The sequence below is a fragment of the Nonomuraea aurantiaca genome (assembly GCF_020215705.1).
Lineage (GTDB): Bacteria > Actinomycetota > Actinomycetes > Streptosporangiales > Streptosporangiaceae > Nonomuraea > Nonomuraea aurantiaca.
This window is the reverse complement of record NZ_JAIWNB010000005.1, coordinates 370,061-390,611: the sequence shown is the minus strand read 5'-3', so window position 1 is coordinate 390,611 and position 20,551 is coordinate 370,061. Positions and strand designations below refer to the sequence as shown.

15 protein-coding genes are annotated in these 20,551 nt (G+C 72.0%); all 15 read left to right on the top strand.

Annotated elements, in window-relative coordinates; translation table 11 throughout:
* Nucleotides 1–695: 695 nt before the first annotated feature.
* The 15 genes from LDL49_RS15835 to LDL49_RS15765 all read left to right on the top strand — a co-directional run bounded on the left by LDL49_RS15835 (nt 696) and on the right by LDL49_RS15765 (nt 20,358).
* A complete protein-coding gene (locus LDL49_RS15835; RefSeq protein ID WP_504854012.1) occupies nt 696–2,426 on the top strand; it encodes a peptidoglycan D,D-transpeptidase FtsI family protein in 1,731 nt (576 codons plus the stop codon).
* Between the two features lie 40 nt (nt 2,427–2,466).
* Nucleotides 2,467–3,999: a UDP-N-acetylmuramoyl-L-alanyl-D-glutamate--2,6-diaminopimelate ligase gene (locus LDL49_RS15830; protein ID WP_225291788.1), complete on the top strand. Its 1,533-nt coding sequence runs from the start codon at nt 2,467–2,469 to the stop codon at nt 3,997–3,999.
* Entirely contained in the window at nt 3,996–5,555 is a 1,560-nt protein-coding gene (locus LDL49_RS15825) for a UDP-N-acetylmuramoyl-tripeptide--D-alanyl-D-alanine ligase (RefSeq protein ID WP_225291787.1), read from the top strand. Before LDL49_RS15830 ends, LDL49_RS15825 begins: the two co-directional genes overlap by 4 nt.
* A complete protein-coding gene (gene mraY, locus LDL49_RS15820; protein ID WP_225291786.1) occupies nt 5,552–6,607 on the top strand; it encodes a phospho-N-acetylmuramoyl-pentapeptide-transferase in 1,056 nt (351 codons plus the stop codon). Before LDL49_RS15825 ends, mraY begins: the two co-directional genes overlap by 4 nt.
* Entirely contained in the window at nt 6,592–7,971 is a 1,380-nt protein-coding gene (murD, locus tag LDL49_RS15815; protein ID WP_225291785.1) for a UDP-N-acetylmuramoyl-L-alanine--D-glutamate ligase, read from the top strand. Before mraY ends, murD begins: the two co-directional genes overlap by 16 nt.
* Nucleotides 7,968–9,263, top strand: coding sequence for a putative lipid II flippase FtsW (ftsW, locus tag LDL49_RS15810; protein WP_308016126.1), 1,296 nt, complete (start codon nt 7,968–7,970; stop codon nt 9,261–9,263). Before murD ends, ftsW begins: the two co-directional genes overlap by 4 nt.
* A 12-nt stretch (nt 9,264–9,275) precedes the next feature.
* A complete protein-coding gene (gene murG, locus LDL49_RS15805; RefSeq protein ID WP_225291784.1) occupies nt 9,276–10,352 on the top strand; it encodes an undecaprenyldiphospho-muramoylpentapeptide beta-N-acetylglucosaminyltransferase in 1,077 nt (358 codons plus the stop codon).
* Nucleotides 10,349–11,749: a UDP-N-acetylmuramate--L-alanine ligase gene (murC, locus tag LDL49_RS15800; protein ID WP_225291783.1), complete on the top strand. Its 1,401-nt coding sequence runs from the start codon at nt 10,349–10,351 to the stop codon at nt 11,747–11,749. The genes murG and murC overlap by 4 nt, the downstream gene beginning before the upstream one ends.
* Nucleotides 11,750–11,949: 200 nt before the next feature.
* Nucleotides 11,950–12,612, top strand: coding sequence for a cell division protein FtsQ/DivIB (locus tag LDL49_RS15795; RefSeq protein ID WP_225291782.1), 663 nt, complete (start codon nt 11,950–11,952; stop codon nt 12,610–12,612).
* 563 nt (nt 12,613–13,175) lie between these two features.
* On the top strand, nt 13,176–14,669 hold the full coding sequence (gene ftsZ, locus LDL49_RS15790; RefSeq protein WP_225291781.1) for a cell division protein FtsZ: 1,494 nt from the start codon (nt 13,176–13,178) through the stop codon (nt 14,667–14,669).
* 577 nt (nt 14,670–15,246) lie between these two features.
* Nucleotides 15,247–15,993 (top strand): YggS family pyridoxal phosphate-dependent enzyme, encoded by a 747-nt coding sequence (locus LDL49_RS15785; RefSeq protein ID WP_372470369.1) that lies wholly within the window; start codon nt 15,247–15,249, stop codon nt 15,991–15,993.
* A 141-nt stretch (nt 15,994–16,134) separates the two neighbouring features.
* A complete protein-coding gene (locus LDL49_RS15780; RefSeq protein ID WP_225291780.1) occupies nt 16,135–16,635 on the top strand; it encodes a cell division protein SepF in 501 nt (166 codons plus the stop codon).
* An 80-nt stretch (nt 16,636–16,715) separates the two neighbouring features.
* Nucleotides 16,716–17,009, top strand: a complete 294-nt coding sequence (locus LDL49_RS15775; RefSeq protein WP_225291779.1) for a YggT family protein — start codon at nt 16,716–16,718, stop codon at nt 17,007–17,009.
* 106 nt (nt 17,010–17,115) lie between these two features.
* On the top strand, nt 17,116–17,988 hold the full coding sequence (locus LDL49_RS15770) for a DivIVA domain-containing protein (RefSeq protein ID WP_225291778.1): 873 nt from the start codon (nt 17,116–17,118) through the stop codon (nt 17,986–17,988).
* 42 nt (nt 17,989–18,030) lie between these two features.
* Complete coding sequence (locus LDL49_RS15765; protein WP_225291777.1) at nt 18,031–20,358, top strand: hypothetical protein; 2,328 nt, start codon at nt 18,031–18,033, stop codon at nt 20,356–20,358.
* Nucleotides 20,359–20,551 lie beyond the last annotated feature (193 nt).

Here is a 20,551-nt window from a genome sequence, read left to right as displayed (position 1 = left end):
GCGCCTCTCGCCGTACCCCAGGCGGGCCGGGGCGGCAGGGGCGGCAGGCGGGATCGGCTCGCTCGGAGGGGGCGGGCCGGCCCGACGATCCACCCAAGGAGCCGCGAAAGCGCCCGGACCCGCTCGATCTCCCCTTCGGGCCGTTCGTCAGGGACGACGGCCGCGACGACGGAGACGACCGCGGGGCCCGGCGCCCGCAGGACCCGGCTGACGGGCCTCGCGGCCGCTCCCGCGAGGACGAGCGTGACGGTCCGCGTGGCCGGCCCGCTCCCGACGAGCGTGACGGTCCGCGCGGCCGATCCCGTGAAGACGACCGTGACGGTCCACGTGGCCGGTCCCGGCAGGGCGGTGACGGGCCGAGGTGGCGTTCCCGGCAGGACGGGGACGACGCCGCCAAGGAGCGTGCCCGCCAGCGTTCCGTACGCCCGCGCCCGGAGGCCGAACGCCCCAGGGACCGCATACCCCCGGCCAGGGACACGCGCTCCCGCGCCCGCCAGGACGACGGCCCGCTCCGCCGTACCCGCGAAGAGGTCCCCCGTGACGTGCGCCGGCCCCGCGACGAGGGTCCCGGCGACGGCAGGCTCCGCCGTACCCGCGACGACGAGCACACGCGCGCGCAGCCCGCCGGGCGGCGCGGCGGCGAGGGGCCGCCCCGCAGGCCCCCGGCGCCCCCGCGCCCGCCCAAGCCGTCGCCCGTGCTGCGCCTGGGCAACCCGCGCCGACGCATCAACATCGGCCTGATCGGCATGACGTTCATCCTGTCGATCTTCGGCGGCCGGCTCATCCAGATGCAGGGCCTCGACTCCAAGGTCTATGAGGCGCGGGCCGTGGGCCAGCGCACGCAGACCGAGGACATCCCGGCCAAGCGCGGGTCCATCACCGACGTCAACGGCCACGCGCTGGCCGTCACCGTCGAGGCCCGCGAGATCGCCATCGACCCCAGCAAGATCAAGGACACGGTGCGGGCGAAGATCACCGCCGTGCTCGCCGCGCAGCTCGGCCGGCCCCAGGAGGAGATAGCCGCCAAGCTGGCCAAGACCGACACCCAATACCAGCTCCTGGCCAGGGACGCCGACCCGATCGTGGCCAGCCGCCTGCTCAAGGCGGAAGTGCCCGCGCTGACCACGAAGAAGACCTACCGCCGCGTCTACCCGGGTGGTGACCTGGCGGGCAGCCTGATCGGGTTCGTCGGCGACGAGCAGAGCGGGCTGGGCGGCATGGAGCAGGCGCGCGACACCCTGCTGAAGGGGCGCGACGGCCAGCAGCGCGTCGAGACCGGGCGCGACGGCCAGCGCATCCCCATGACCAGCAGCCAGCGCACGGTCCCGGTCGACGGCCGCGACGTGCGGCTGACCATCGACCGCGACATCCAGTGGGCCGCCCAGCAGGCGGTGGCCAAGCAGGTGAGCGACTCCGAGGCGAGCAGCGGCACGGTCATCGTCATGGACGTGCGCAACGCGCAGATCATCGCCATGGCCAACGCCCCCGAGCTCGACCTGAACAACTGGCGCAAGGCCCCCCCGGCCCTCTACGTCAACCGGGCCGCCTCCGACGTCTTCGAACCCGGCAGCACCAACAAGGTGATCACCGCCGCCGCCACCCTGGAGGCCGGCGTGGTCTCGCCCGACACGGTCTTCCAGGTCAAGGACAACATCAGGTGCGCGGACCGGGTGCTGCACGACGCGCACCCGCACAAGCCGGAGCCGATGACCTACCGCCAGGCCGTGGCCGAGTCCAGCAACGTCGCCACCATCATGGCCGCGCGCAAGGTCGGCAGCGAGCGCCTTTACCAAATGCTGAAGAGCTTCGGTTTCGGCGCGCAGCCGGGCGGCGGCGTGCCCAACGCGGAGGCCGGCCTGCTGCCCAACTACAAGAACTGGTCGGGCAGCCAGAGCTGCACGATCGCCTACGGGCAGGGCGTGTCCGTGACCGCGCTGCAGATGGCCAGCGTCTACCAGACCATCGCCAACGGCGGCGTCAAGGTCGAGCCGCAGATCATCGCCGGCACGACGGACGAGTCGGGCAGGTTCGTACCGTCCGCTCCCGGTAAGCAGACCAGGGTGGTCAGCGACAAGACCGCCAAGGAGATCATCACCATGCTGGAGACCGCGGTGAGCGCCGAGGGCACCGGCGAGCTGGCCGCCATCCCGGGATACCGGGTGGCGGGCAAGACCGGCACCGCCAACCGCTACGACGCCCAGCTCGGCCGCTACGACGGCTACACGGCGTCGTTCGCCGGATTCGCTCCGGCCGACGCGCCGCGGCTGGTCGTGCTGTCCGTGCTGCAGAATCCCAAGAAGGACCACTTCGGGGGCCAGGTGGCGGCCCCTGTTTTCAAGGACGTGATGACGTTCGCCATCAAGAGCAAGAAGATTCCGCCGACCGGCTCGGCCGCACCCACGGTGCGGGCGCGCGCGGGACAGTGACCAGGGAAGGTACGCTGCGGCCGTGCGTCCCCCGTCGTCTATGCGTCCAACGACCAGTCCGCCCCGCCCGCTGACCGGGCTGGCGACCATGCTCGACGCCGATTCCGGCACGTCGCGGTCGCCGTACGCCCCGCTCACCGGTGTCACGATCGACTCCCGCCATGTACGGCGCGGAGATCTTTACGTGGCCTTGCCGGGCAACCGGTCCCACGGCGCCGATTTCGCCGCCGAGGCCATGGCGCGCGGCGCCGTGGCCGTCCTCACCGATCCCGGCGGCCGCGCCGCCGCCGCCGAGACGGGCCTGCCCGTCCTCGTCGTGCCCGACGTACGAGCCGTGCTCGGGCAGGTCGCCTCCTGGGTCTACGGCCGGCCGGCCGACGACATCCAGCTGCTCGGCGTCACCGGCACCAGCGGCAAGTCCACCACCTCGTTCCTGCTCGAAGCCGGCCTGCGGGCCGCGGGCCACACCACCGGGCTGGTGGGCGGCGTCGAGATCCGCGCCGGCGACCTGCGCTTCGAGCCCAGGCTGACCACCCCCGAGGCCACCGAGCTGCACGGCCTGTTCGCGCTCATGCGCGAGGCGGGGGTCACCGCGGCGGCTATGGAGGTCTCCAGCCACGCCCTGGCGCTCGGCCGGGTCGACGGCCTCCACTACGACGTCGCCCTGTTCACCAACCTGTCGCAGGACCACCTCGACTTCCACAAGGACTTCGACGACTACTTCGCCGCCAAGGCCAGGCTCTTCCAGCCCGAGCTGGCCCGCCTGGGCGTGACGAACCTCGACGACCCCTACGGCCGCGAGCTGCTGTCGGTGGCGAAGGTGCCGATGACCACGTTCTCCGCCCTGGGCGCGCCCGAGGCCGACTGGCGGGCGCTCGACGTGCGGCTGGGCGCCGACGGCAGCACGTTCCGCGTGACCGGTCCCGGCGGCGTCGAGGCCGACGCGCAGATCTCGCTGCCCGGCCCGTTCAACGTCGCCAACGCGCTCGGCGCGATCGTCACGCTCGTCGAGGCCGGGGTGCCGCTGCAGACCGCCGTCCACGGCGTCGGCACGCTCGTCGGCGTCCCCGGCCGTATGCAGCGCATCACGGAGGCGGGCGACGAGTTCCAGGCGATCGTCGACTACTCGCACAAACCCGCCGCGGTCGAGTCGGTGCTGCGCTCGCTGCGCGAGGTCACCGCGGGCCGGCTGGTCGTCGTGCTCGGCTGCGGCGGCGAGCGCGACGCGGGCAAGCGCCCGGTCATGGGCGAGTCCGCGGCGAGGCTGGCCGATGTGGCCATATTCACGAGCGACAATCCTCGTTCCGAGGACCCTCTGGACATTCTGGCCGCGATGATGGAAGGAGCGCTCCGCGTTCCGCAGCACGACCGCGCTCATGTGATCATTGAGCCCGACCGCGCGTCCGCGATCGACCTGGCGATCGGCCGGGCCGGGCGTGGCGACGTGATAGTCGTGGCAGGCAAGGGTCACGAGCAGGGCCAGTACGTTTCAGGTGAGGTGATCCCCTTCGACGATCGCGAAGTGGTCGCCGGAGCGATCGACGCACGCAAGGAAAGCAGGAAGCACGCATGATCCCGTTGCCTCTGGCCAGGATCGCCGAGATAACCTCGGGCGCCCTGTCGGGCATGGCCGACCCTCGCGCCGTGGTGCGCGGTCCCGTCGTGATCGACTCACGGGGCGTAGAACCGGGATCCCTGTTCGTCGCCCTGAAGGGCGCGCGGGTCGACGGCCACGACTACGCCGCCCAGGCCATCCGGGCCGGCGCCGTCGCCGTGCTGGCCACCAGGCCGGTCGAGGCCCCCACGGTGATCGTCCCCGACGCCGCCGCCGCGCTGGCCGACCTGGCCACGGCCCACGCCGCCGCGCTGCCCCAGGCCACCGTGATCGGCGTGACCGGCTCGGCCGGCAAGACCTCCACCAAGGACCTCCTGGCCAGGCTGACCGCGCGCATCGGGCCGACCATCGCGCCCGTCGGCTCGTTCAACAACGAGCTCGGCCACCCGCTGACCGTGCTGCGGGCCGACGCCGACACCCGCTACCTGGTGCTGGAGCTCAGCGCCCGCAACATCGGCCACATCCAGGCCCTGGCCCGCATCGCGCCGCCGCGGATCGGCGTGGTGCTCAACGTCGGCACCGCCCACATCGGCGTGTTCGGCGGCAAGGAGGCCATCGCCAAGGCCAAGGGCGAGCTCGTCGAGGCGCTGCCGCGCACCGGCGTGGCCGTGCTCAACGCCGACGACCCGCTGGTCCTCGAGATGGCCTCGCGCACCGACGCCAGGGTCACGCTGTTCGGCCGCTCCGAGGCCGCCGCGATCCGCGCCGAGGACGTCGTCGTCGACGAGCGCGGGCGCGCCTCGTTCACGCTGCGCACCCCGTCGGGCTCCGGGCAGGTCCGGCTCAAGCTGTACGGCGCGCACGCCGTGGAGAACGCCCTGGCCGCCGCCGCGGCCGGTTACGAGCTCGGCCTGCCCGTCGCCACCATCGCCGCGGAGCTGTCGGAGGCCACGCCGCGCAGCCGGTGGCGGATGGAGGTCACCGACCGCCCCGACGGGGTCACGGTCGTCAACGACGCCTACAACGCCAACCCCGACTCGATGCGGGCCGCGTTCGAGGCGTTCGGCGTGCTCGGCAAGGGCCGCCGCCGCTTCGCCGTGATCGCCGCCCTGCGCGAGCTGGGGGAGGACAGCGCCGCCCTCAACGAGGAGCTGGGGCGCCTGGCGGGCGGTTCCGGGCTGGCGGGCCTCATCGTCGCCGGTCCCGACGCCCAGCCGGTGCTTCAGGGCGCCTACGCGGCCGCTCAGGCGGCCGCCGCCGCGGGCCCGCCGCTCGCGGGAGGACCGCCGTTCTCGCCCGCCGCGGGCGCTCCACCGTTCCCCCAGGCCGCGGTCGCGCCGTTCCCGCCGGGTGCGGGCGGCCCGTCGCTTCCCCCGGTGATCGGCGGCCCGCCGATGGCGGCAGGGCCGGCGCAGCCGCAGCAGACGCTCATCCTGCATGTGCCCGACGCCGCCGCCGCGGCGGCCGAGCTGGCCGGGTGGCTGCGGCCGGGTGACGCGGTGCTGGTCAAGGGGCCCAGGGCGATGGGGCTGGAGCGGACGGCCGAGCTGTTGCTCGGGGGGGCCACGCAGTGACCGACATCATCATCGCCGGTGCGGTGGGGCTGATCCTCTCGATGCTCGGGACGCCCCTGGCCATCAGGTTGTTCTCCCGGCGCGGTTACGGCCAGGAGATCCGCGAGGAGGGCCCGTCCGGGCACCACGGCAAGCGGGGCACGCCCACCATGGGCGGCACCGTGATCGTGCTGGCCTCGCTGCTCGCCTACGGCGCCTCCCGCCTGGCCACGCTGTCGGCGCCGACCGTCTCGGGGATGCTGGTGCTGTTCCTGATGACCGGGCTCGGCGCGGTCGGCTTCCTCGACGACTTCATCAAGATCTACAAGCAGCGCAGCCTCGGCCTGCGCAGCGGCGCCAAGGCGCTCGGCCAGCTCGTCATCGGGGCGATCTTCGCGGTACTGGTGACCCAGCAGGCCAATGTCTACGGCATCACTCCCGCTGAGCCCAGGCTGTCGTTCCTGCGCGACTTCGGGCCCTCGCTCGGCATCGTGGGCTTCACCATCTGGGTCCTCATCATGATCGTCGGGTTCTCCAACGCGGTGAACCTCACCGACGGTCTCGACGGCCTGGCCAGTGGCGCGACCGGGGTGGTGCTCGGCGCGTACGTGCTGATCGGCAACTGGCAGCTGCGCAACAACTGCATCGACCAGCTCGGCCCCAACTGCTATTGGGTGCGAGACCCGCTCGACCTGGCCGTGGTGGCCGCGGCCGTGCTCGGGGCGCTGATCGGGTTCCTGTGGTGGAACGCCCCGCCCGCGAAGATCTTCATGGGCGACACCGGCTCGCTGGCCCTGGGCGGCGTGCTGGCCGGTCTGGCCATCGCCACCCGCACCCAGCTGCTGCTCATCATCCTGGCCGGGCTGTGCGTGATCATCACGATGTCGGTGATCATCCAGGTCGGCTTCTTCAAGATGACCGGTAAACGGGTGTTCAGGATGGCGCCGCTGCAGCACCACTTCGAGCTCAAGGGCTGGGCCGAGACCACGATCGTGGTCCGCTTCTGGCTCATCGCCGGTCTCTGCGCGGCCCTCGGGCTAGGGCTGTTCTACGTCGAATGGATGCCCAAGTAATGGCCCTCACCTGCGTGGCCGGGCTCGGCGTCTCCGGCACGGCCGTGGCGCGGGTGCTCGCCGCGCGGGGTGAGCCCGTCGTCGTGGTCGAGGCCGCCGAGGACGAACGCCGGCGCGCCGTGGCGGCCGAGCTCGCCGGGCTCGGCGTCGAGGTGCGCTTCGGCCCGATGGAACTGCCGGCGGGCGTCACCCGGCTCGTCACCACCGGCTGGGCGCCGCACCACCCGCTGATCGCCGCGGCCCTGGAGGCGGGCGTCGAGGTGGTCGGGGAGGTGGAGCTGGCCTGGCGGCTGCGTCCCGTCCAGGCGGCCCCGTGGCTCGCGCTGACCGGCACCAACGGCAAGACGACCGTGGTCCGCATGCTCACCTCCATCCTGCTGGCCGCCGGGCGCAAGGCGCTGGCGGTGGGCAACGTGGGCCTGCCCGTGGTCGAGGCCGTGGGGGAGCCGTACGACGCCCTGGCCGTCGAGCTGTCGAGCTTCCAGCTGCACTGGTCGAGCACGCTCGCCCCGCACGCCGCCGCGATACTCAACGTGGCGCCCGACCACCTCGACTGGCACGGCTCGATGGAGGCCTACGCCGCGGCCAAGGGCCGCATCTTCGAGCGCGCGGGCACCGTGGTCTACAACGCCGACGACCCCGAGGCGTCGCGGCTCGCCGCCCCCTACCCGGACAAGGTCGGCTTCACGCTGCGCGTGCCCCGGCCCGGCCAGCTCGGCGTGGTGGAGGACCTGCTGGTGGACCGGGCGTTCGTGGCGAACCCCGCCGAGGCCGCCGAGGAACTCGCGACCCTGGCCGACGTGCGCCCCCTCGCGCCGCACAACGTGGCCAACGCGCTCGCCGCCGCCGCGCTGGCCCGCACGCTCGGCGTCGCCCCCGACGCCGTACGCCAGGGCCTGCGCGACTTCGTGCCCGACCCGCATCGCATGGCGCACGTCGAGCGGGTCGGCGAGGTCGACTACGTCGACGACTCCAAGGCCACCAACCCGCACGCCGCCGCCGCGGCGCTGTCGTCGTACCCGTCGATCGTGTGGATCGCGGGCGGCCAGCTCAAGGGCGCCGACGTCGACGACCTGGTACGCCGGGCGGCGCCCAGGCTGCGCGGCGCGGTGCTGCTCGGCGTGGACCGCGCCCGGATCGCCGAAGCTCTGGCGCGACACGCGCCGAATGTCCCCGTCGTGGACATCTCCGCCCAAGACACTGGTGCGATGGATCGTGTCGTCACCGAAGCCGCCAGGCTCGCCTCCCCCGGAGACACCGTGTTGCTGTCGCCGGCCGGCGCGTCGCTGGACATGTTCGCCAACTACCCGGCCCGAGGGGAGGCCTTCGCGCGAGCCGTACGCGGCCTGGAGGCGGCCACGTGAGCACGACCACCTCTCCGCAGGCCCCGGAGCGGCCACGGCAGAGCGCGGTCGAAGGGCCGACCGGCTGGATCCGCGACCAGCTCGCCGTGCTCAAGGAGCTGCTGGACAAGCCGCTGGCCAACTACTACCTCATCATCGGCTGCAGCGGGCTGCTGCTCGCGCTCGGGCTGATGATGGTGCTGTCGGCCTCCAGCATCGAGGCGATGCAGAAGACCGGCGACCCGTTCACCTGGTTCATCAAGCAGTCGCTGTCGGCCGGTCTGGGCGTGACGCTCATGTGGGTCTGCTCCCGGCTGCCGCACAAGTTCTTCCGCTGGGCGGGCTACCCGCTGATGGCGCTGTCGTTCATCGGCCTGGTCATGGTGCTGTTCATCGGCTCGTCCCAGCTGGGCGCGCAGCGGTGGATCGACGTCGGCTCCTACAGCATCCAGCCCTCGGAGCCCGCCAAGCTGGCCCTCGCGCTGTGGGGGGCCGACCTGATGGCCCGCAGGGCGCGGCAGGGCCGCATCGAGTGGCGGCAGCTGCTCATCCCGCTCATGCCGGGCACCGCGCTCCTGGCCGTCATGGTCATGTTCGGCCGGGACCTGGGCACCACGCTGGTGCTGTTCATGGTCTTCCTGTCGTTGCTGTGGGTGGTGGGCGCGCCGGTGAAGCTGTTCGGCGGCATCCTGTCGCTCGCCGTGCTGGCCACGCTGATCATGATCAAGGTGGAGCCGTACCGCATGGCGCGCATCGGCGCGTTCCTCAATCCGTGGGCCGACGCCCAGGGCGACGGATACCAGGCCGTACAGGGGCAGATGGCCATGGCCTCCGGCAGCTGGTTCGGGCTCGGCCTGGGCAGCAGCCGGGCGAAGTGGAGCTGGCTGCCCCACGGCGAGAGCGACTTCATCTTCGCCATCCTGGGCGAGGAGCTCGGGCTGATGGGGACCCTGACCGTGGTGGTGCTCTTCGGGCTGCTCGGCTACGCGGGCCTGCGGGTCGCCGCCCGGGTCAAGGACTCCTTCGTACGGCTGGCCGCCGCCGCCGTCGTGGCCTGGATCGTCGGCCAGGCCGTCGTCAACATGGGCGCGGTGCTCGGCGTGGTGCCCATCACCGGCATCCCGCTGCCGCTGCTCTCCTACGGGGGGTCGGCGCTCCTGCCGACCCTCGCCGCCCTGGGGATGCTGCTGTCCTTCGCGAAACGTGAGCCGGGCGCGCGCGAGGCTCTGGCCGCTCGTGGCCCCGGACCGGCCGTACGGGCCCTAAGCTGGCTTGGCCTGGGGGGAACGACCAAAGGCCGAGTGAGACGTTAGGGAGTGACCTAGATGAGGGTGGTCCTCGCCGGTGGCGGGACGGCCGGGCACATCGAGCCGGCTCTCGCCCTTGCGGACGCGCTGCGCCATTATGACCAGCGCATCGGCATAACCTGCGTGGGCACCGAACGCGGCCTCGAAACCCGCCTGGTCCCGGCCAGGGGATACGAGCTCGAGCTGGTGCCGGCCGTGCCGCTGCCGAGGGCGATCACGCCCCGGCTGCTGACCGTGCCCGGACGGCTGGCCGGGGCGGTCAACGCGGTGGCGGCGATACTCGACCGCGTCCAGGCCGACGTGCTGGTGGGCTTCGGCGGCTACGTGGCGACCCCGGCCTACCTGGCGGCCAAGCGGCGCGGCCTGCCGATCGTGGTGCACGAGGCCAACCCGCGGCCCGGCCTGGCCAACCGGCTGGGCGCCCGGCTCACCGACCACGTCTTCACCGGCTTCCCCGACCACGTGCTGGGCAAGGCCGAATACATCGGCACCCCGCTGCGCCGCGAGATCGTCTCGCTCGACCGGCTGTCGATGGGCGACAAGGCCCGCTCCTGGTTCGGGCTGCAGACCGACCGGCCCACGCTGCTGGTGTTCGGCGGCTCCCAGGGGGCCAGGTCGCTCAACGAGGCCGCGCTGGCCGCCGCGCCGGTCCTGCGCTCGGCGGGCGTGCAGGTGCTGCACGTGCTCGGCCCCAAGAACACCGTCGAGCGCGAGCCGCCGCCCGGCGACCCCCAATACGTCCTGCTGCCCTACGTCGACCGCATGGATCTCGCGTACGCCGCCGCCGACTTCGCGCTGTGCCGCAGCGGCGCGCTGACCTGCGCCGAGCTCACCGCGGTCGGGCTGCCCGCCGCCTACGTGCCGCTGCCGCACGGCAACGGCGAGCAGCGGATCAACGCCGAGCGCATCGCGGCGGGCGGTGGCGGGTTCGTGGTCGGCGACGCCGACCTGTCATCTGATTGGATCGTCCACAACGTCCTTCCCGTGCTCCACAGTCCCGAGCGGGTCGTGGCCCTGTCGGAGGCCGCCTCCAGACTGGGACGGAAGGACGCCGATATCATTCTGGCCAGGAAAGTGTTGGAGATAGCCCGATGAGTCTCGTCAAGCTGGTCGATCCCGTCGCCGCAGAAGAGCTGGGGCGCGTGCACTTCATCGGCATCGGCGGCGCGGGGATGTCCGGGATCGCGCGCATCCTGCTCAAGCGCGGGGTGCGGGTGTCCGGCAGCGACGCCCGCAGCACCGATCAGGTCAACGAGCTGCGCGAGCTCGGCGCGATCGTGCACATCGGCCACGCCGCCTCCCACATCAGGGACGTCGACACCGTGGTGGTCTCCACCGCGATCCGCGACTCCAACCCCGAGCTGGGCGAGGCGCTCAAGCAGGGGCTGCGGGTCATCCCGCGGGCCGCCGCGCTCGCCTCCGTGATGGCCGGGCGCAACGGCGTCGCCGTCGCGGGCACCCACGGCAAGACCACCACCGCCTCGATGATGACCGTCGCGCTGCAGAAGTGCGGGGCCGACCCGTCCTACTGCGTGGGCGGCCAGCTCGTCACCACCGGGCTGGGGGCCGACGAGGGGTCGGGGGAGGTGTTCGTCGCCGAGGCCGACGAGAGCGACGGGTCCTTCCTCATGCTGGCCCCCGACATCGCCGTGGTGACGAACGTCGAGGCCGACCATCTCGACAACTACGGCGATCCGCGGGCCGTGCACGACAGCTTCGCCCGCTTCGCCGACCGCATCGGGTCGCTGCTGATCGCCTGCGCCGACGACCCTGGCGCGGCGGAGCTGGCCGAGGTGGCGCGGGCGCGCGGCCTCAAGGTCATCACGTACGGCGAGACGGGCGACTACCGCGTGAGCGACGTCAGGCCCGACGGATTCGGCACCACGTTCACGATCCAGGGCATGGGCGAGGTCCGCCTGGCCGTCCCCGGGGCGCACAACGCGCTCAACGCCACCGCCGTGGTGGCCGTGGCCGTGGCGCTGGGGCTGCCGTTCGAGGAGATCAGAGACGGGCTGGCGACCTTCACCGGGGCCAAGCGGCGCTTCGAGGCTAAGGGAGAGGCGGGCGGGGTCGCGGTGTTCGACAGCTACGCCCACCATCCGACCGAGCTGGCCGCCGACCTGAGGGCCGCGCGGGACGTGGTGGCCTCCTACTCGGGCGACGGGCGGGTCATCGCGATCTTCCAGCCGCACCTCTACTCGCGCACCAGGTTCTTCGCCGAGGAGTTCGGGACGGCGCTCGGGCTGGCCGACGAGGCGATCGTGCTCGACGTCTACGGCGCCCGCGAGGACCCGGAGCCCGGCGTCTCGGGGGCCATGGTGGCGGGCCGGGTGCGGCTGCCGGCCGAGCAGGTGGTCTACGCCCCGGACCGGGCCTCGGTGCCGGCCCTGGTGGCGGCTCGGGCCCGTGGGGGCGACATCGTGCTGACGATGGGCGCGGGCGACGTGACGGAGCTCGGACCGCAGATCCTTGAGCAGCTCTCCGCGGGATGACTCGGGGGTCCGCTATGCCCGGCGGCCGGGTGGCGGGGGTCTGGCGGTGGGGCTCTGGCGTGGCGCCGTGGGTGGTGGCCGGGCGCGGCGTAGGTTCGGTGGCGCACAGCGTGTGCGGCGTGGGCGGTGACTCCTGCGCGCCGTAGGTTCGGTGGCGCACGGCGTGCCGGTTGCGCAAGGTGGGCGACCCTGGGAGGGCGATGAAGGCGCGCAACGCTTTTCTGGTGCTGCTGACCGCCGGAGTGGTGGGTTGCGCCGTCTGGTTGATCTTCTTCTCGCCCGTGCTCGGCGTACGTTCGATCGACATCGTGGGAAATGTCACAGTGCCTGCTGAGCGCATCGAGCGACAGGCCGGAGTGCCCGAGCTGCACCCGCTGGCCACCGTCGATCTGGCCGGCGTGGAGGCCCGGGTGATGCAGATCAGGCAGCTCGCCTCGGCCAAGGTCGACCGGGTCTGGCCGGGCACGCTGAAGATCGAGGTGGTCGAGCGCGAGCCGATCGCGGCGATCACGGCCGGGGGCAAGGCGGCGCTGATCGACAAGGGGGGCGTGGTCATCGAGATCCAGGACATGGTCCCGCCCGGCCTGCCGACGCTCAAGGTGGACCGCCCGGCCGCCGGCGACCCCGCGACCATGGCCGCGCTGCGGGTGATCCAGTCACTGCCCGACGACCTCGCGGCCAAGGTACGGGGGGTCCGGGCCTCATCGCCCGAGGGCGTGTCGCTGGAGCTCTCCGACGGCCGCAGCGTCGTCTGGGGCGGGGCCGACCGGGGCGCGGACAAGGCCCGTATCCTGGCGATCCTCCTGCGCCGCAAGGCCGACGTCTACGACGTGAGCTCTCCCGACGTGGTGACGCTCAAGTGAGCCGGACCCCACCGACGTGGTGACGCTCAAGCGCCGGACCCACCCCCGTGGCGACGGTCCGGCGCCCGGGCGTGTTGACGGTCCACCGTCGGGCGTGTCGATGGTCCGGCGCCGGGGCGTGTCGACGGTCAAGTGCCCGAGCTCCACCCTGCCGCCGACGGAGCTGTCGTCCGGCGTGATCCGGGGGTGGGGTTGGCGCGTCGTATGGGATATGCGTCGCATAAAGGGCGGCGCACCTGTCAGCGCGCGCCGATCATGACGTCTGGCGATGGCCGAGTCTGTCCGGGATGGGGGTCCCGGCGTGAGAGCCTGTAACACGGCGCGTGGCAGAGGAGGGTTCCGACCTGGCGGGACGACGGAGCGAAACGGACAGCCCGCGACACGCCGGACGTGCTTGCGGCGCGGTTAGTTGACCCGCCCGGAGCGTAACTCCTACTGTCCGTATCAATCCTCAGGTTGACATAAATCTGAATCTCAACTTGAGGTTGAGAGTTAACGAAGCAGAGAACGCGGAGACGATCCGCACCGAAATGGCAAGTCAACGAGCGGAAAGGCCCCTCGTCGTGGCAGCACCGCAGAACTACCTCGCGGTCATCAAGGTCGTCGGCATTGGCGGCGGCGGAGTGAACGCCGTCAACCGGATGATCGAGGAGGGACTCAAGGGCGTCGAGTTCATCGCGATAAACACCGACGCCCAGGCGCTGCTGATGAGTGACGCCGACGTCAAACTCGACGTGGGCCGCGAGCTCACCCGCGGGCTGGGCGCCGGCGCCAACCCCGATGTGGGGCGCAAGGCGGCCGAAGACCACCGTGAGGAGATCGAGGAGGTCCTCAAGGGGGCCGACATGGTCTTCGTGACCGCGGGCGAGGGAGGCGGCACCGGCACCGGCGGCGCGCCCGTCGTGGCGAACATCGCCCGATCGCTCGGCGCGCTCACGATCGGTGTCGTGACCCGGCCGTTCAGCTTCGAGGGCCGCCGCAGGGCCTCGCAGGCCGAGGCCGGCATCGAGACCCTGCGCGACGAGGTCGACACGCTGATCGTGATCCCCAATGACCGGCTGCTGTCGATCTCCGACCGGCAGGTGAGCGTGCTCGACGCGTTCAAGGCGGCCGACCAGGTGCTGCTGTCCGGTGTGCAGGGCATCACCGATCTGATCACCACGCCTGGCCTGATCAACCTGGACTTCGCCGACGTCAAGTCGGTCATGTCCGGCGCCGGTTCGGCGCTGATGGGCATCGGCCACGCGCGCGGTGACGACCGCTCGGTCGCCGCGGCCGAGATGGCGGTATCCAGCCCGCTGCTGGAGGCCAGCATCGACGGCGCCCACGGCGTGCTGCTGTCGATCGCCGGCGGCTCCGACCTCGGCCTGTTCGAGATCAACGAGGCCGCCCAGCTCGTGTCGATGGCGGCCGCGCTCGACGCCAACATCATCTTCGGTACGGTCATCGACGACGCCCTCGGCGACGAGGTCCGCGTCACCGTGATCGCCGCCGGGTTCGACGACGTGCCGCCGCCGGCCGAGAAGCCGCTCCCGCGCCCGCAGAGCCGTCCCGCCGCCGCGTCCACGGCTCCGCCCGTGTCGTCGCCGGTACGCCCCAGCGTCTCGGCGCCCAGCGTGAAGGCCGAGCCCGCGCCGCAGCGTTTCGACCCGCGTCCCGAGCCCCGGCCCGAACTGCGTCCCGAGCCGCGCTCCGACTTCAGGCCGGAGCCTCGCCCCGAGCCGCGCTCCGACTTCAGGCCCGAGCCTCGCCCTGAGTCCCAGTCCGAGCCGCGGGCCGATCTCCGTCCCGAACCGCCGCGCCCGGACCAGCGGTCCGACTTCCGCTCCGACCATCGGCCCGAGCCGGTGCGTCCGGTGGAGAGCACGCCCGAGCCGGCGGCCCACGAGCCGATCGCCGACGAGCCCTCCGGCCCCGTCTCGATCCCGCGGCCCACGCCCGAGCCCGCCAATCCGCCCACGCCCATCACCTCCCGCATGTCGGAGCCCGCCAAACGCCGTCCGGTGGTTTTCGAGGAGCAGGAGGAGGAACTGGACGTCCCCGACTTCCTCAAGTAGCCCGACTCTCCGCCGCTCCTTCCTCACTGGGCCTCGACGGTCCTTCACCGGGGGAATGGAGCGGCGCAGCCGCGTTCGGGGCCGGTTCGTCCAGCCGGGTGATCTGACTCACCTGGCCGGGCGGTCGGAGCCAGGTAGCGGGGGTGATCGGACTCACGTAGCGGGCCGGCCGGGGTCGCGTTTCCGGGTGATCGGACTCACGCAGCGGGGCCGGCCGGGGTCGCGTTTCCGGGTGATCGGAGTCGCGTGGCGCCGGGCTGGTCGGAATCAGGTGGCCGAGATCGCCTTGGCGCGCAGCAGGGTGCCGTCCTCGCGTGGGCCGCGGTGGCCGGACTCGCGTAGAGGTGGAATGGTCGGACTCAGGTGGCCGGGGAGGTCGGAGCCGGGGTGACCGGACTCACGTGCCTCGTCACGGCGGCCGGCCCCGTGCGGGGTCAGCGGCCGTCTTCCTGGAGGCCCCCGGCCCCGTGCGGCGGGTGGGGCCCACCGGGCTTGCCGTACCAGAAAAACAGTGCCGCACCACATGGGAGGCGCGCCCTGCGGCATAGAGATACCCGAGCGGAGCGAAGAGGTGGACGTGAGCGTGAGTACGGACGAGACCGACCGGACGCGGCGGGACGAGGGTGACCCGGCGCGGCGAGAGGAGATCGCGGCGGCGCTGGCTGAGGTGGAGGGGCGGATCTCCGAGGCGTGCCGGGTGGCCGGGCGCGATCGGAGCGAGGTGACCCTGATCGCCGTGACCAAGACCTACCCCGCCTCCGACGTACGCATCCTGTGCGAGCTCGGCGTCCGTGAGGTCGGCGAGAACCGCGACCAGGAGGCCGCCCGGAAGGCGGGCGAATGCCGGGAGCTCCCCCTGACCTGGCACTTCGTCGGCCAGTTGCAGACCAACAAGGTCCGTTCAGTGGTCTCCTACGCCGACGTGATCCACTCCGTCGACCGGCCCAGGCTGGTCGAGGTGATCAGCCGGGAGGCCGGGAAGCAGGGGCGCCAGGTCGGCTGCCTCGTGCAGGTGGCGCTCGACGACGACCCGGCCAGGGGCGGCGCCAGGCCCGCCGACGTACCGGAGATCGCCGACCTGATCGCCGCGGCCGCGCACCTGTGGCTGGGCGGGGTGATGGCCGTGGCGCCGCTGGGGGAGGACCCGGGCAAGGCGTTCGCCCGGCTGCGAGAGTTGGCCGCCGCCGTACGGGAGCGCCACCCGCGTGCCACGATGCTGTCGGCGGGCATGAGCGATGACCTCGGCGCGGCCGTCGCGCACGGCGCGACACACGTTCGGGTCGGTACGGCGTTGCTCGGTCGTCGCAAGCCCTTCGTCAGGTAATGTCCCGTCAAGTGGGTCTTACAGGCCCGCTACCACCAGTAGAGGTCGATCAGCGGTGAGCTCCAAGGGGGTACGGCTACCGCCTCGGACCCGGCGACAGGCCCGAGCGAGTGCGACCATGAGCAGGAGGACGACGTAGCGATGGCCGGCGCGATGCGCAAGATGGCGGTCTACCTCGGTCTCGTGGAGGACGACCGCTACGAGAGGTATGAGACCTACCCCGACGAGTACGCCTACGAGGACGAGCCCCCGCGGACCGGCGAGGAGCGAGCCGTAGCGGTCCAGGAACGCGACGACGAGGCAGACTCCGGGGTCCCCGCGCCGAGGCCATCCACGACCGTCCTGGAGCGCCGTACGACCGATCTGGCGCGCATCACCACCCTCCACCCCCGGACCTACAACGAGGCCCGGACGATCGGCGAGCACTTCCGCGACGGCACCCCGGTCATCATGAACCTGACCGAGATGGTTGACAGCGACGCAAAACGCCTGGTCGATTTCGCGGCAGGTCTGGTCTTTGGCCTACATGGCAGCATTGAACGTGTTACCAACAAGGTGTTCCTGTTGTCCCCAGCCAATGTCGAGGTGACCGCCGAGGACAAGGCTCGAATCGCGGAACGCGGGTTCTTCAACCAGAGTTAGAGTCTCTGTATGTCTATCGCACCCAACCAGGCCTCACCGGGGCTCGGCGGGCACATCAGAAGTGGAGGCGCGGCCAGACCGTGGGGATCGTAAGCCAGATCTTGGTCGTAGTCCTGTCTCTGTACTTGGTGCTGCTCATCGGCAGGATGATCTTTGAGACGGTCCAGGCGTTCGCCCGTCAGTGGCGTCCTTCGGGCGTCGTGCTCGTCCTTGCCGAGGCCACCTACACCGCAACCGACCCACCTCTCAAGTTCCTCCGCCGTTTCATTCCCCCGCTCCGGTTGGGTACGGTGGCCTTTGACCTAAGCTTCACAGTCCTCTTCATCGTCGTCCTGCTCTTGATCCAGATCGCCGGATTGCTGGGCACGCGGTGACGGGGGCCGAGAGGCACCGGTCGTGATCCAACTCGTGTCCGCGCTGAAGTGATTCGGGTTAACCGTCCCTCCGGACAGACTCCAAGCGCGCCAAGGAGACCAAAAGATGCCGCTGACGCCCGCTGATGTGCGGAACAAGCAGTTCAGTACCACTCGGCTACGGCCGGGCTACGACGAGGAAGAGGTCGACGCCTTCCTCGACGAAGTCGAGGCTGAGCTCGACCGCCTGATCCAAGAGAACGAGGAGCTCCGCGCCAAGCTGGCCGAGTGCCTGCGCGGTAAGGTGCCCGGGGGCATGAGCATGCCCATGGCCTCCGCTCCGGTGCAGGAGCAGCCGAAGCCCGAGATGATGATGCCGCCGCAGCCGGAGCCGATGAAGGTTCCCGAGCCGCAGCAGCAGCCTCAGCCGGTCCCCGTCATGAACATGCCTCCGGCCGAGGACAACATGGACACCGCGGCCCGCGTGCTCGCGCTGGCCCAGCAGACCGCCGACCAGGCGATCTCCGACGCCCGCCGCGAGGCGGACGAGACGGTCACCCGCGCCCGCCGCGAGGCCGACGAGATCCTCACCAAGGCTCGCCGCCAGGCCGAGCAGGTCATCGGCGACGCCCGTGCCCGCGCCGAGACGCTCGAGCGCGACGCGCAGGAGCGTCACCGCCAGGCCATGGGTTCCCTCGTCCAGACCCGTGACGAGCTGGAGCGCAAGGTCGAGGAGCTGCGCAGCTTCGAACGCGAATACCGCAGCCGCCTCAAGCTCTACCTGGAGAACCAGCTCGCCGAGCTGAACGTCTCCGCGGAAGGCAGCGGTGGCTTCCCGGTCATGACCGGCGGCGGTCCCTCGGCGGCGGCTCCGGCCATGTCGCACGCGGTGCCTCAGGGTGGTCAGCAGCCTCTTCCCGGTGGTCCCAACCCGTTCGGCGGTGACTCCCCGCAGGGCGCTTTCCCCGGCGGTGACGGTCAGCACAACGACCGCCGGTAAAGTAGCGGGTCATCAAGGACCCGTCACTCGAAAGAGCCCTTTGTGATCCTAATCAGTGCTGGTTTGGTGCTCGCGGCGGTTGTCTTGCTGATCGCGGGCTTCGTTCTGGCAAAGCCGTTCCTGATCATGTGGTCCATCGTGGTCAGCGTGCTGTCCGCGCTGTTCCTGGTGATCGGGGCGCTGCTGCGGCGTCACGAGCTGTTTCCCGGTGGTGGGCGGGCCGCTGCGCCGGCCACCCCGCCGGTGGGGCACGCCCCGGCCGGCCTGCCGCATGGCCAGACCCAGCCGGGTCCCCTGGGGGCCCCGATGGGAGCGCCGCCGTCGCCGCGTCCACAGACGCTCCAGCAGACGGCCACCGCGCCGACGCAACGCCGTCCCGCGGTGCGCGGGATCTCCCCGGACGCGCTCGTCCTGGTGATCCCCGGACGCAAGCGCTATCACGTCCCGGGTTGCCGCCAGCTGATCGGACGGGATCAAGAGGAGCTCACGTACGAGGAGGCGCGCGAGGAGGGCTTCACGCCCTGTACGGCGTGCCTGCCGGATGCAGCGCTCGGCGGACGGCAGCTGCCGCCTGCCGCCGGCCCCGAGCCCGCTGCCACCTCCAAGCCCGGCGGCACTGAACCCGCCGTCACCCCCTTGCCCGGCGCCGCGTCCGCTTCCGGCCCCGTTACCGGCTCCGTGTCCGCCATGGGCCCCGCGCCGGTCGGCGGCGTCAAGCCTGGTTCCGCGCCTTCATCGGCTCCCAAGCCTGGTTCAGGCCCTTCATCGGCTCCCAAGCGTGGCCCCGAGCCTCCGCAGACTCCCAAGGTCCCCGCGGACCTCCGGGCCGAGGCGCCCGGCGCCACGCGCGACCTGCGCCCCCCGGTGTCCGGCGGCCCCGCCAAGCCGAAGCCCGACTCGAAGGCCTCCACCCCCGCCCCGGACCCGGCCGATGCTCCGGCCGAGCCGACCGGCTGGTTCGCCCGCCCCTCGGCGGAGCCCGCCCCGTCGTCCAGCGCGACGACCAAGCCGGCCGCTTCAGGACCCGCCAAGGACCGCACGGAACCCCCGTCATCCGACCCTTCCGCCGGCCCGAGGCTGGCCCCGTACATCACCACGATGCCGTCGTCCGGGCAGCCGCCGTCTGGTCAGCCTGGGAGCGGTAAGTCGTCGCCCGGCAGGCCCGGGAGCGGTCAGTCGTCGTCTGGTCGGCCTGGAAGCGGTCAGTCAGCGTCTGGCAAGCCTGGGTCGGGTCAGTCGTCCTCCGGCCCGTCCGGAAGCGGCCGTACGTCGTCCGGCCAGCTCGGAAGCGACCGTACTGAGACAGGCAAGCCCGGGAGCCGCCAGCCTGGGGTGACCGACAAGCCGGAGACGCCCGGAAGGCCGCAGACGCCCGGAAAGCCGGGAGCAGGCCGGGCCGGAGAGCGCCCCTCGTCTGTCGCGGCAGAGGCCGCCCCGGACCTCGACGACTCTGGGCCCGCGACGGCGCCTCAGCGTGCCGTACAGGCGGGAGATCCCGCGCCGCAGCGTCCCGCACCCGGCAAGGGCGGCTGGAGCCCGTCGTCGGAGCAGCCTGAGCGCCCGGCCGTGGCGCCCGAGCGTCCCGCCTCGTCGGCCGAGTCCGCAGCCAAGCCCAAGGGCCCCCTGCCTGCGGGGCCGACCGCGTCCGGCAAGCCGGGGCGGCCTGGATCCGGAGGTGAGGCGTCCGGGGCCAAGGGAGAGCGGTCGGAGCCGGTGGGCGGGACCGTGATCATGCCGGTGCAGCCAGGAGCCGGTTCCGGGCCGACGTCCAAGGCAGAGGGCGCAGGGTCCACGAGCGGGCCGCGCCCGGCCAGCGGGAGACCCGCTGCCGGTACGACGCCCGCGGAGAGCAGGCCCGCGGAGAGCTCCAAAGCAGCCGAGAGCGCCAAGGCAGCAGCCAAAGCGCCCGAGCCCGCATCCGGGCCCACGCCGCCCAAGCCGGACAGCACCGCCTCCGCCAAGCCGGACAGTGCCTCGTCCGCCAGGTCGGGTAGCGCCTCGTCCGCTAAGCCGGATAGTGGCTCGTCCACCAAGCCGGAGAGTCCCTCGTCCGCTAGGCCGGACAGTGCCTCGTCCGCTAAGCCGGACAGTGGCGCTTCCGCCAAGGAGTCCTCTGGCCGGGGAGACGTCGACCCCGCCAATGAGGCGACCGCCAAGGATGGCAAGCCCGGCAGTGAAGGCGCGGGGAAGAGCGGGCGGTCGGCCACGGTGAAGGTCATCATCGGCACCCGCCGCTACCACAGCACCGCCTGCCCCCTCATCCGGGGCGCGGGCGACACGGGTGTGGAGACCATGACGATCTCGCAGGCGGAGTCGGCGGGCCTGACCAGCTGCTCGGTCTGCCAGAACGACCGCGAGTCCGTCGGCTAGGTGAGCCCGGGCGTAAGCCTCGACGTTGGCTCAGCGGCCCACGTAGAGGTCGCCCGTGCGCTGGGCCGCTGAGGTCCGGTCGAGGCTGGCCCCGGCGGCCATACAGATCATCGGCGAGACGGGCTGGCCACCGGGGCTCTTCGCCTGCGGAAATCGCTCCGGCCTCCCTTGAGGACCGCACGGCCCGGGCCAA